General features: G+C 61.2%; 11 protein-coding genes. 5 read left to right on the top strand and 6 right to left on the bottom strand.

Going from position 1 to position 11,824, the window contains the following annotated elements:
* Positions 1-14 precede the first annotated feature (14 nt).
* The 5 genes from BLP99_RS08245 (at position 15) to BLP99_RS08225 (ending at position 5,577) form a co-directional block, all read left to right on the top strand.
* Positions 15-1,610 carry an ABC transporter substrate-binding protein gene (locus tag BLP99_RS08245; RefSeq protein ID WP_072430746.1) on the top strand — a complete coding sequence of 532 codons (1,596 nt, stop codon included), beginning with the start codon at positions 15-17 and terminating at the stop codon, positions 1,608-1,610.
* 75 nt (positions 1,611-1,685) lie between these two features.
* On the top strand, positions 1,686-2,696 hold the full coding sequence (locus BLP99_RS08240; RefSeq protein WP_072388476.1) for an ABC transporter permease subunit: 1,011 nt from the start codon (positions 1,686-1,688) through the stop codon (positions 2,694-2,696).
* Positions 2,697-2,706: 10 nt separating this feature from the next.
* A complete protein-coding gene (locus tag BLP99_RS08235; protein ID WP_072388478.1) occupies positions 2,707-3,618 on the top strand; it encodes an ABC transporter permease subunit in 912 nt (303 codons plus the stop codon).
* A 10-nt stretch (positions 3,619-3,628) separates the two neighbouring features.
* On the top strand, positions 3,629-4,597 hold the full coding sequence (locus BLP99_RS08230; protein ID WP_072388480.1) for an ABC transporter ATP-binding protein: 969 nt from the start codon (positions 3,629-3,631) through the stop codon (positions 4,595-4,597).
* Positions 4,597-5,577, top strand: coding sequence for a peptide ABC transporter ATP-binding protein (locus BLP99_RS08225; protein ID WP_072388482.1), 981 nt, complete (start codon positions 4,597-4,599; stop codon positions 5,575-5,577). The genes BLP99_RS08230 and BLP99_RS08225 overlap by 1 nt, the downstream gene beginning before the upstream one ends.
* Positions 5,578-5,763: 186 nt before the next feature.
* Here BLP99_RS08225 and BLP99_RS08220 read toward each other — a convergent pair whose 3' ends face one another.
* The 6 genes from BLP99_RS08220 to BLP99_RS08195 form a co-directional block, all read right to left on the bottom strand.
* Positions 5,764-6,225 carry a hypothetical protein gene (locus tag BLP99_RS08220; protein WP_072388484.1) on the bottom strand — a complete coding sequence of 154 codons (462 nt, stop codon included), beginning with the start codon at positions 6,223-6,225 and terminating at the stop codon, positions 5,764-5,766.
* Between the two features lie 170 nt (positions 6,226-6,395).
* Positions 6,396-6,623: a hypothetical protein gene (locus BLP99_RS08215; protein ID WP_072388486.1), complete on the bottom strand. Its 228-nt coding sequence runs from the start codon at positions 6,621-6,623 to the stop codon at positions 6,396-6,398.
* A 200-nt stretch (positions 6,624-6,823) separates the two neighbouring features.
* Positions 6,824-8,107: a C4-dicarboxylate TRAP transporter large permease protein DctM gene (gene dctM, locus BLP99_RS08210; protein WP_072388488.1), complete on the bottom strand. Its 1,284-nt coding sequence runs from the start codon at positions 8,105-8,107 to the stop codon at positions 6,824-6,826.
* Positions 8,104-8,736 carry a TRAP transporter small permease gene (locus BLP99_RS08205; RefSeq protein WP_072388490.1) on the bottom strand — a complete coding sequence of 211 codons (633 nt, stop codon included), beginning with the start codon at positions 8,734-8,736 and terminating at the stop codon, positions 8,104-8,106. The genes dctM and BLP99_RS08205 overlap by 4 nt, the downstream gene beginning before the upstream one ends.
* A 66-nt stretch (positions 8,737-8,802) precedes the next feature.
* The gene (locus BLP99_RS08200) at positions 8,803-9,798 is read right to left on the bottom strand and encodes a TRAP transporter substrate-binding protein (RefSeq protein ID WP_072388492.1); all 996 of its coding nucleotides are present in this window, start codon (positions 9,796-9,798) and stop codon (positions 8,803-8,805) included.
* A gap of 283 nt (positions 9,799-10,081) precedes the next feature.
* Positions 10,082-11,665: a peptide chain release factor 3 gene (locus BLP99_RS08195; RefSeq protein WP_072388494.1), complete on the bottom strand. Its 1,584-nt coding sequence runs from the start codon at positions 11,663-11,665 to the stop codon at positions 10,082-10,084.
* Positions 11,666-11,824 lie beyond the last annotated feature (159 nt).

Here is an 11,824-nt window from a genome sequence, read left to right as displayed (position 1 = left end):
CAGAGGATTTGACGATGAACATGATTCCCCTACGCGCAGCCATCGCCGCCGCGTTGCTGAGTGTCGCCGTTGGCGCCACGGCCAAGCCCCTCGTGGTTTGCACAGAAGCCAGCCCGGAAGGCTTCGACATGGTCCAGTACACGACTGCAGTCACTGCCGACGCCGTGGCAGAAACCATTTTCAACCGCCTGGCCGACTTCAAGCCCGGCACCACCGAAGTGATTCCGGCCCTGGCCGAATCCTGGGACATCAGTGACGATGGCCTGACGTACACCTTCCACCTGCGCAAGGGCGTCAAGTTCCACACCACCGAATACTTCAAGCCGACCCGCGACATGAACGCCGACGACGTGGTCTGGAGTTTCCAGCGCCAGCTGGACCCGAACCACCCGTGGCACAAGCTGTCGAGCGTGGGCTTCCCCTACTTTGAAAGCATGGGTTTCAAAGAGCTGCTCAAAAGCGTCGAGAAAGTCGACGAACACACGGTCAAGTTCAGCCTGACCCGTCGCGAAGCGCCGTTCCTGGCCGACATCGCCATGGCCTTCTCCTCGATCTACCCGGCCGAATACGCCGATCAGTTGCTCAAGTCCGGCAAGACCGGCGATCTCAACAGCAAGCCGGTGGGCACCGGGCCGTTCGTCTTCCAGCGCTACAACAAGGATGCCCAGGTACGCTTCAAGGCCAACCCGGATTATTTCCGCGGCAAGCCGCCGGCCGATGCCCTGGTACTGGCCATCGCCACCGACAACAACGTCCGCCTGCAGAAACTCAAGGCCAACGAATGCCAGGTCGCGCTGTATCCCAAGCCCGATGACATTCCAAGCATCAAGAAAGACCCCAACCTGAAAGTCGATGAACTGGACGCCATGACCGTGTCCTACGTTGCCATGAACACCCAGCACAAGTACCTGAGCGACGTCCGGGTCCGCAAGGCCATCGACATCGCCTTCGACAAGGAAGCCTACGTCAATGCCCTGTTCGGCAAAGGCAACGCCACCGTCGGCGTCAACCCGTACCCGCCGACACTGCTGGGCTTCAATCATGAGCTGAAGAACCCGCCGCGGGACCTGGACAAGGCCCGCCAGTTGCTCAAGGAAGCCGGCGTGCCGGAAGGCACCGTGCTGACCCTGTTCACCCGCAACGGTGGCGGCCCGACCAACCCCAACCCGATGCTCGGCGCACAGATGATGCAGGCCGACCTGGCCAAGATCGGGCTCAAGGTGGACATCCGTGTGATGGAATGGGGCGAAATGCTCAAGCGCGCGAAAAACGGCGAGCACGACATGGTGTCCGCCGGATGGGCGGGCGACAACGGCGACCCGGATAACTTCCTGACGCCTATGCTCAGTTGCGAGGCGGCCAAGAACGGCGAAAACTACGCCCGCTGGTGCAACGAGAAATTCCAGGCGCTGATCGACCAGGCCCGCGCCACAGTGAACCCCGAAGAGCGGATCAAGCTCTATGAACAGGCCCAGGTGATTTTCAACCAGGACCAGCCATGGATCAGCATGGCCCACACCCGGATGTTCACGGCAATGCGCAAGAACGTAGAGGGCTACTCCATTAGCCCGCTCACCACCAATAACTTCGCCACCACCCAGGTGAAGTAGATAAGAAGATGCCCCGGCATCCCTGACCCCAGGGCTGCCGGGCACGCCTAACCGGCTGATGAGGTACACCTGAAGATGTTTAGTTTTATTGCCCGCCGACTGGGATTATTGATCCCCACGTTCTTCGGCATCACCTTGCTGACCTTCGCGTTGATTCGCATGATCCCCGGCGACCCCGTGGAAGTGATGATGGGCGAACGTCGGGTCGATCCCGAAATGCATGCTCAGGCAATGGAACGCCTTGGCCTGAACAAGCCGCTGTACGCCCAGTACCTGGACTACATCGGCAAACTGGCCCACGGCGATCTCGGCGAATCGCTGCGCACCCGTGAAAGCGTATGGACCGAGTTCAGCTCCCTGTTTCCCGCGACCCTGGAACTGTCCATGGCCGCCCTGTTGTTCGCCGGTATCCTGGGCCTGCTGGCCGGGGTGATCGCGGCACTCAAGCGAGGGTCCCTGTTCGACCATGGGGTGATGGGCGTCTCCCTGGCGGGTTATTCCATGCCGATCTTCTGGTGGGGCCTGATCCTGATCATGTTCTTCTCGGTGTCCCTGGGCTGGACCCCGGTGTCCGGACGGATCGACCTGCTCTACGACATCGAGCCGAAAACCGGCTTCATGCTGATCGACACCTTGCTGGCCGATGAGCCGGGCGCCTTCCTCGATGCCTTGCACCACCTGATCCTGCCGGCCATCGTGCTGGGCACCATTCCGCTGGCGGTGATCGCCCGGATGACCCGCTCCTCGATGCTGGAAGTGCTGCGCGAGGACTACATCCGTACCGCCCGGGCCAAAGGCCTTTCGCCGGCGCGCGTGGTATTCGTCCACGGCCTGCGCAACGCGCTGATCCCGGTACTGACCGTGGTCGGCCTGCAAGTCGGCACCCTGCTGGCCGGCGCGGTCCTGACCGAAACGATCTTCTCCTGGCCGGGCATCGGCAAGTGGCTGATCGAAGCCATCGGCGCCCGGGATTATCCCGTGGTGCAGAACGGCATCCTGTTAATCGCCTGCCTGGTGATTCTGGTCAACTTCGTCGTGGACATCCTCTACGGCTTTGCCAACCCACGTATCCGTCACCAGCGCTGAGATCAAATCAATGAGTACTCCAACTACCTCGGTAGCAGTCGATCAAAGCCTGCTGTACCCGTCCCCCTACAAAGAGTTCTGGCAGGCGTTTTCCCGCAACAAGGGCGCCGTGGCCGGGCTGATGTTCATGATCCTGGTGGTGTTCTGCGCGATCTTCGCGCCTTGGGTCGCCCCCCATGACCCGAGCGAGCAGTACCGCGACTTCCTGCTGACTCCGCCGGCCTGGCTCGAAGGCGGGCAGATCCAGTTCCTGCTGGGCACCGACGAACTGGGTCGCGACCTGCTGTCGCGCCTGATCCAGGGTTCGCGCCTGTCGCTGCTGATCGGTTTGTCGTCGGTGGTGATGTCGCTGATCCCGGGCATCCTGCTGGGGCTGTTCGCCGGGTTCTTCCCGCGGGTCCTCGGCCCGACCATCATGCGCCTGATGGACATCATGCTGGCCCTGCCTTCGCTGCTGCTGGCCGTGGCCATCGTCGCCATCCTCGGCCCAGGCCTGATCAACACCGTGATCGCCATCGCCATCGTTTCCCTGCCGTCCTACGTGCGCCTGACCCGCGCCGCGGTGATGGGCGAACTGAACCGCGACTACGTGACCGCCGCACGCCTGGCCGGTGCCGGCCTGCCGCGCCTGATGTTCATCACCGTGCTGCCCAACTGCATGGCGCCGCTGATCGTCCAGGCCACCCTGAGCTTCTCCTCGGCGATCCTCGACGCCGCCGCCCTGGGCTTCCTCGGCCTTGGCGTCCAGCCGCCCACCCCGGAGTGGGGCACCATGCTGGCTTCGGCCCGCGACTACATCGAACGCGCCTGGTGGGTGGTGAGCCTGCCCGGTTTGACCATTTTGCTCAGCGTGCTGGCAATCAACCTGATGGGCGACGGCCTGCGCGATGCGCTGGACCCGAAACTCAAGAATGCCGCCTGAGGAGATTCCCATGTCACTGCTAGAAATCAAGAATCTCAACGTCCGCTTCGGCGATGCCAACGCCGTTCCAGTGGTCGACGGCCTGGACCTGACCGTGGAAAAGGGTGAAGTGCTGGCCATCGTCGGCGAGTCGGGATCCGGCAAGTCCGTGACCATGATGGCGTTGATGGGTCTGATCGATCATCCCGGTATCGTCACGGCCGACGCGCTGAACTTCGACGGCAAGAACATGCTCAAGCTCAACAGCCGCCAGCGTCGGCAGATTGTCGGCAAGGACCTGGCGATGGTGTTCCAGGACCCGATGACCGCGCTCAACCCCAGCTATACCGTGGGTTTCCAGATCGAGGAAGTGCTGCGCCTGCACCTGAAGATGACCGGCAAGGCGGCCCGCAAGCGCGCCATCGAACTGCTGGAAAAAGTCGAGATCCCCGGCGCCGCCAACCGCATGGACGCCTACCCTCACCAACTGTCCGGTGGCATGAGCCAGCGCGTGGCGATTGCCATGGCCATCGCCGGCGAACCGAAGCTGCTGATCGCCGACGAACCCACCACCGCCCTGGACGTGACCATCCAGGCCCAGATCATGGACCTGCTGCTGGCGTTGCAGAAAGAGCAGAACATGGGTCTCGTGCTGATTACCCACGACCTAGCCGTGGTGGCCGAAACCGCCCAGCGCGTGTGCGTGATGTATGCCGGGCAGGCCGTGGAAGTGGGCAAGGTCCCGCAGTTGTTCGACATTCCCGCCCACCCGTACAGCGAAGCGTTGCTGGCGGCGATTCCGGAACACAGCATGGGTGCCGAGCGCCTGGCCACACTGCCGGGCATCGTCCCCGGTCGCTACGACCGTCCCCAGGGCTGCCTGCTGTCGCCGCGCTGTCCGTACGTGCAGGATAACTGCCGCCAGCAACGTCCCGCCCTCGACCCGAAAACCAACAGCCTCGCCCGCTGCTTCTACCCGTTGAACCAGGAGGTGGCGTGATGGCCGTCGTACTTACCGCCCGTGACCTGACCCGTCACTACGAAGTGTCCCGCGGCATGTTCAAGGGCCACGCCACCGTGCGCGCCCTCAATGGCGTGTCGTTCGAACTGGAGGCCGGCAAGACCCTGGCCGTGGTGGGCGAATCCGGTTGCGGCAAATCCACCCTCGCCCGGGCCCTGACGCTGATCGAGGAGCCGACCGCCGGTTCCCTGAAAATCGCCGGGCAGGAAGTGGCCGGCGCCAACAAGGCCGAGCGCAAGCAGTTGCGCAAGGACGTGCAGATGGTGTTCCAGAGCCCCTATGCGTCCCTCAACCCACGGCAGAAGATCGGCGATCAGCTGGCCGAGCCGTTGTTGATCAACACCAGCCTGTCGGCTTCCGAACGGCGGGAAAAAGTCCAGGCGATGATGAAGCAGGTGGGCCTGCGCCCCGAGCATTACCAGCGCTATCCGCACATGTTCTCCGGCGGCCAGCGCCAGCGCATCGCCCTGGCCCGCGCCATGATGCTGCAGCCTAAGGTACTGGTGGCGGACGAACCGACTTCGGCCCTGGACGTGTCGATCCAGGCCCAGGTGCTGAACCTGTTCATGGACCTGCAGCAGGAATTCAACACCGCCTATGTGTTCATTTCCCACAACCTGGCGGTGGTGCAGCACGTCGCTGACGATGTGATGGTGATGTACCTCGGCCGTCCGGTGGAAATGGGCCCCAAGGAAGCCATCTACAGCCGCCCGCTGCACCCGTATACCCAGGCGCTGCTGTCGGCTACCCCGACCATCCATCCGGACCCGAACAAGCCGAAGATCAAGATCGTCGGCGAGCTGCCCAACCCGCTCAACCCGCCACCCGGCTGCGCCTTCCACAAGCGCTGCCCTTACGCCACCGAGCGCTGCAAGACCGAAGAGCCGGCCCTGCGCCTGCTGGATAACCGTCAGGTAGCGTGTCACTACGCCGAGCAGTTCCTCGGCGGTGCGGCATAAGAGCCTGATTGGAAGGGCGGTATTGTCTATCAATGACACACCGCCCTTGTGGCGAGGGGATTCATCCCCGTTGGGCTGCGCAGCCCCCCTGAAAACTGACCATTCAATGTTCCAGACAAAAATCATGTCTGAAGTTTTGGGGGCTGCTTTGCAGCCCAGCGGGGATGAATCCCCTCGCCACAGGGTTCAGGCCAAGGCAAACCGCTGACGCATGCTCTTACCCCAGGGCGATGCCCCAATGGCCTGCCCCTCTCCTTTAATCCACACAGCCTGCCCATCGAGATTGACTTCAAAATTGAACCCCAGCAGCACCTGCCATTGCGCTGAGTCGGACGACGTAAAATCCACCCGCTCCCGGGTAATGGAACCGCCCTGCCAGTCCATGGTTCGCTCTCCCGCGATCTCATAGTAGGCGCCCGCGCCTTCAATAGAAGGAAACCGATAGACCTTCGGCTCCCGACCGCGCTCGGGAATATAGAAGATCAGCTCTCTCTGACGCCCATCGCCGCCTCTCCAACTGGCCTGGATCACAAAATCCTCACTGCTCTCGTCAGCCATCAACGTGAGCGAAGTTGAATCAAACGCGACGCCGCCTACCCATCCCTTCAAGTATCCCATCGCTTGTGCTGATTGGTCGTTGATGCTCATTTTTCTGCTCTCCACTCCCAGCTGAATCGCATTCGAGTTATAAGAGCCAACCGCACAAGCGTCTACTGTCAGACCTGACAGTGAATGATGGGTTTACCCGGACGCACACATAAAAAACGCCCTGTTACCAGGGCGTTTTTTATTGAAAGCAGCGAACCGCGACGCCTGGATCAGGTCTGGCTATCGCCCTCTTCATCCGTATCGATGGACGAGTCGTCATCGTCCGTATCGCCGGATGTCCCTTCGTCATTCGTCGCGATCATCATCGCGCCCTGCGTCACCTGGCCATTGAGCGCCTGCTTGTCATGTTCATCGCACTCGGCCCAGGCGAGCGATGAACCGAGGGACAGCATCACCAGCACTTTCAATACGAACATCATGTGCAGAAACCTGTTCATAGCCGATTCCTCTTGTCTGAAATGAAGCCGTGACCCGACGGCATCCGGGATACCACTCCCCTAGAGGCTGGCTCCTAAGGATTAGGACGCGCAACCCGAGGCAGAATGCCCTGAACCTACAGACCACTTTCGAATAACGCTTATTTCCAAGCGTTATGCTGTGTAGCGGCCCGCAGGCCGGTCTCCCGACAGAATCAGGCTCAGCTCATGCCCATCCAGTTAGGCAGCACCAGGGAAATCCACGGCACATAGGTAATCAGGACCAGGAACGCCAGCAGAATCATCAACCAGGGCATGGCCGCCCGAATGGTGGCGGGCAGGGACATGCCGGTCACGGCCGACGTGACGAACAGGTTCAGCCCCACCGGCGGCGTGATCAAGCCGATTTCCAGGTTCACGACCATGATGATGCCCAGGTGGATCGGATCTATGCCCAGCTTCATGGCGATGGGAAACAGGATCGGTGCCAGGATCAGGATGATCGCCGAAGGCTCCATGAACGCACCGGCAATCAGCAGCACGATGTTCACCACCAGCAGGAACGTCACGGGGGTCAGGCCGGCATCGAGCACCCACGCGGTGATTTGCTGCGGCAATTGCTCGGTGGTCAGCACATGAGCGAAGAGCATGGCGTTGGCGATGATGAACATCAGCATGATGCTCAACTTGGCCGATTCCAGCAGCACCTTGGGCGTCTCGCGGAACGAGAGGTCCTTGTAGACGAACAATGCGATGAACGCCGAGTACACCGCAGCCACGGCGGCCGCCTCGGTCGGTGTGAACATTCCTGAATAGATCCCGCCAAGAATGATGACCATCAGCAACAGGCCCCAGATCGCCTGGCGCGCGGTGCTCAGCCACTCCCGCAGTGTCGCCCTGGGCATGGCCGGCAGGTTTTTCTTCACCGCGACGATGTAGATCGCCACCATCAATGCAAACCCCAGCAGCAGGCCTGGGACGACACCGGCCATGAACAGCTTGCCCACCGACGTTTCTGTCGCGGCGGCATAGACCACCATGACGATCGATGGCGGGATCAATATCCCCAGGGTGCCGGCATTGCACACGATGCCCGCACCAAACGCCTGTGGATAACCCGAGCGCACCATCCCCGCAATGGCGATGGAGCCAACCGCCGCCACGGTTGCCGGGCTGGAGCCCGAGAGTGCCGCAAACAGCATGCACGCCAGCACCGCCGCGATCGCCAGCCCGCCACGGATATGTCCGACGCAGGCGTTGGCGAAATCGATCAGCCTTCGTGCCACGCCGCCCGTGGTCATGAACGCACCCGCCAGCAGGAAGAATGGAATCGCCAGCAACGTATAGTGTTCGGACGTTTCGAACAGCTTGATCGCCAGCGAACGCACCGAGTCGGGGCTGAAGAAGATGATGGTCAGCGAACCGGCCAACCCCAACGAAATCGCAATGGGCACGCCGATGAACATCAGCACGAACAGCGCCACGAACAGGAAGGCAATGGTCATGGTCTGTCTTCCTCGTGTTCGGTCAGCTTGACGGCTTCGGCCGCTTCATCGGCCAGGCCCAGGCCCGTCTGGCGATTGCCCAGGATCCGGACAAGAATTTCGGCGAACCGGATGAACACCAGGGCGAAGCCGACCGGCACGATCAGGCCGATGTGCCATTGCATGATGCCGAAATGGCCCAGGTCCTCGGCGCCGATCTGGGCAATCATCAGGGTGTTGATCCATTCGAAGCTCGCCACCGCCAGCAACCCGGCGTAAGCGAGGCAGCACAGGCAAGCGATGACACCGATGAAGCGTTGCACCGGCTTGCTGGCCAGTTTCACCAACGCATCGACACCGATGTGCCCGGCGGTGCGGACACCGTAGGACAGCCCGAAAAAAATCAGCCAACCAAACAGTGCCTTGGTCAGGGACGTGCTCCAGGTCATGGCCTGAGCCATGGCCATGATGGAATCGCCCGTGGCGAACAGCAGCTCACTGGCGCCCGGCCAACGGTCACCCAGGCTGTAGAAGACGCTGTAGAGATTGTTGAGCACCACATAGACGAAGGTAACCAGCGTCATGGCGGCGAGGAGGAAGGCGATGAACCCTTCCTCGAAATGTTCCCAGGTGCGCCGAAGGGCGTTCATGGCGTGACCTCTGCTGTGGAAGACGACGACAGGCCGACGCTGCCGGACGGCAGCGCGGCCAACCAATCACTGGGCCTTGTTGGAGGCTTCGGCCGCCTTGATCAGGTCAGCGCCGATATCGCTTTCGAACTTTTTCCACACCGGCTTCATCTTGTCGCGCCATGCGTTGCGCTCTTGCGGGGTGAGCGTAATGATCTCGGTGGTCTTGGCGTCGAGGATGCGCTGCTTGTCGTGCTCGTTCAGTTGCGCCGCTTCCTTGTTCACGTGGGCAGTGACTTCGACCAGGATCTTGTCCAGCTCAGTGCGGATGTCAGCCGGCAGGTCGTTCCAGAACTTGGTGTTGGTGATCAGCATGTAGTCGAGTAAGCCGTGGTTGGACTCGGTGATGTACTTCTGCACTTCATGCATTTTCTGGCTGTAGATGTTCGAGTACGGGTTTTCCGCACCGTTGACCACACCGGTCTGCAACCCTTGGTACACCTCGGCAAAACTCATCTTGCGCGGGTTGGCATTGACGGCCTTGAACTGCTCCTCCAGAACAGCCGAAGCCTGTACCCTGAATTTCAGGCCACGCGCATCCTTGGGTTCGCGCAGCGGTTTGTTGGCCGACAACTGTTTCATCCCGTTGTGCCAATAAGCCAGACCCGTGATGTTCTTGCTCTCCATGGACTTGAGCAACTTCTGCCCCTCGGGGCTCAACTGAAAACGGTCCACCGCGGCAATGTCATCGAACAGGAACGGCAGGTCGAACAACTGCACCGTCTTGGTGTACTGCTCGAACTTGGCCAGCGAGGGCGCAATCATCTGCACGTCCCCCAACAGCAGGGCTTCCATTTCCTTGCCGTCGCCGAACAGCGAGGAGTTGGGGTAGACCTCCACCTTCACCTTGCCTGGCAGCCGCTCTTCCACGAGTTTCTTGAACATCAGCGCGCCTTGGCCTTTGGGCGTCTGCTCGGCGACCACATGGGAAAACTTGATGACCACCGGATCTGCGGCCATGACCGTGCTCAACGCACTGAGGGCCAACATGCAGACGAGCGCTTTCCATACAGGTTTGAACATGGCAGGACTTCCTCTTGGTTTTATTTTTTTCGTACGGCTCATTCAAAACGCGGTGCACGGCGAAACAATCTGAGTCTAGGCAGAAAAACGGCTTGCCGGAGGGCGATGAAGATTTTCAAACGGTTGGCGAACAAACGCCGCAGGGGAGGCAAGCCACGGAGGCAGGCCCCTATGACGCGCAGATTCGGATCTGATGGGATTTTTCGGCGATTCGACGGTATCGCCTGGATGACTTGGAATGGGGGAGCCAGGCCAGCCCCCCATTTTTTTGCCGCTTTGACGTTTAGTGATGCTCGCGGGTCGCGCGGAATTTCACATCCGGCCAGCGCTCTTCCATCAGCGCCAGGTTGACCCGGGTCGGTGCCAGGTAGGTCAGGTGACCGCCACCGTCCAATGCCAGGTTTTCCACGGCCTTGTTGGAAAATTCCTCGAGCTTCTTCTTGTCGCTGCAATCGACCCAGCGGGCCGAGTACACGGTGATCGGCTCATAGGAACATTCGACCTTGTATTCCTCTTTCAAGCGACTGGCGACCACATCGAACTGCAGCACACCCACGGCGCCGAGGATGATGTCGTTGCTGCGCTCCGGGAAGAACACCTGGGTGGCACCCTCTTCGGCCAGTTGCTGCAAGCCCTGGCGCAGCTGCTTGGACTTGAGCGGGTCCTTCAGGCGTACGCGGCGGAACAGCTCCGGGGCGAAGTGCGGGATGCCGGTGAAGCCCAGGGTTTCGCCTTCGGTGAAGGTGTCGCCGATCTGGATGGTGCCATGGTTGTGCAAACCGATGATGTCACCGGCGAAGGCTTCTTCCAGCTGCTCGCGTTCCGAGGAGAAGAAGGTCAGGGCGTCGCCGATGCGCACGTCCTTGCCGGTGCGCACGTGGCGCATCTTCATGCCTTTCTCGTATTTGCCCGAGCAGATGCGCATGAACGCGATACGGTCGCGGTGCTTGGGGTCCATGTTCGCCTGGATCTTGAAGATGAAGCCCGAGAACTTCTCCTCCACCGGTTCCACGGTGCGCTCGTTGGCAACCCGTGGCAGTGGACGCGGGGCCCAGTCCACCACGGCATCGAGCACATGGTCCACGCCGAAGTTGCCCAGGGCGGTGCCGAAGAACACCGGCGTCATCTGGCCGTCGATGAAGGCCTGCTGGTCGAATTCGTGGCAGGCGCCCTGCACCAGCTCCAGTTGCTCGATGAAGCGTTCGTACTCGTCCCCCAGGTGTGCGCGCGCCTCGTCGGAGTCCAGGCGTTCGATGATCTTGGTTTCAGTGCGCTCGTGGCCGTGACCGGCGGTGTAGACGATGATGTAGTCGCCAGCCAGGTGGTACACGCCCTTGAAGTCGCGGTAGCAGCCGATCGGCCAGGTGATCGGCGCCGCCTTGATCTTGAGCACCGCTTCGATCTCGTCGAGCAGCTCGATCGGATCACGGATGTCGCGGTCGAGCTTGTTGATGAAGCTGACGATCGGGGTATCGCGAAGGCGGCAGACGTCCATCAGGGCGATGGTCCGCGGCTCGACGCCCTTACCGCCGTCGAGGACCATCAGCGCCGAGTCCACCGCCGTCAGGGTGCGGTAGGTATCCTCGGAGAAGTCTTCGTGGCCCGGGGTGTCGAGCAGGTTGATCATGTGATCGCGATACGGGAACTGCATCACCGACGTGGTAATCGAGATACCCCGCTGCTTTTCCATCTCCATCCAGTCGGAGGTGGCATGACGGTCGGACTTGCGGGATTTCACCGTGCCGGCGACCGCAATGGCCTTGCCCATCAGCAAGAGCTTTTCGGTGATGGTGGTCTTACCCGCGTCGGGGTGGGAAATAATGGCGAAAGTGCGGCGTTTCGCGACTTCGGCGGCCTGTTTGGTCATGGGAAATCGCCTGGCAGGTGGTTCAAAAAAGGGCGGCGAGTATAGCCCAAAACCACTGCCCTGGACCACCGTACGTAAGGGCAGCCCCCGCCCGGACGCCCAATCTGCCGGAGCCCGACGACATCCCGGGAGGGAACCTTTTCGACAGCACGCACGTCC

The organism is Pseudomonas sp. NFACC32-1 (genome assembly GCF_900101215.1).
Classification (GTDB): Bacteria; Pseudomonadota; Gammaproteobacteria; order Pseudomonadales; family Pseudomonadaceae; genus Aquipseudomonas.
The sequence above is the reverse complement of the archived record's forward strand: the minus strand, read 5'-3'. Positions and strand labels throughout refer to the sequence as shown.

Coding starts and splice junctions, on each gene's coding strand:
- dctM (WP_072388488.1), bottom strand. CDS start 8,107: ATGACCATTGCCTTCCTGTTCGTGGCGCTGTTCGTGCTGATGTTCATC.
- BLP99_RS08220 (WP_072388484.1), bottom strand. CDS start 6,225: ATGAGCATCAACGACCAATCAGCACAAGCGATGGGATACTTGAAGGGA.
- BLP99_RS08215 (WP_072388486.1), bottom strand. CDS start 6,623: ATGAACAGGTTTCTGCACATGATGTTCGTATTGAAAGTGCTGGTGATG.
- BLP99_RS08230 (WP_072388480.1), top strand. CDS start 3,629: ATGTCACTGCTAGAAATCAAGAATCTCAACGTCCGCTTCGGCGATGCC.
- BLP99_RS08195 (WP_072388494.1), bottom strand. CDS start 11,665: ATGACCAAACAGGCCGCCGAAGTCGCGAAACGCCGCACTTTCGCCATT.
- BLP99_RS08200 (WP_072388492.1), bottom strand. CDS start 9,798: ATGTTCAAACCTGTATGGAAAGCGCTCGTCTGCATGTTGGCCCTCAGT.
- BLP99_RS08225 (WP_072388482.1), top strand. CDS start 4,597: ATGGCCGTCGTACTTACCGCCCGTGACCTGACCCGTCACTACGAAGTG.
- BLP99_RS08240 (WP_072388476.1), top strand. CDS start 1,686: ATGTTTAGTTTTATTGCCCGCCGACTGGGATTATTGATCCCCACGTTC.
- BLP99_RS08205 (WP_072388490.1), bottom strand. CDS start 8,736: ATGAACGCCCTTCGGCGCACCTGGGAACATTTCGAGGAAGGGTTCATC.
- BLP99_RS08235 (WP_072388478.1), top strand. CDS start 2,707: ATGAGTACTCCAACTACCTCGGTAGCAGTCGATCAAAGCCTGCTGTAC.
- BLP99_RS08245 (WP_072430746.1), top strand. CDS start 15: ATGAACATGATTCCCCTACGCGCAGCCATCGCCGCCGCGTTGCTGAGT.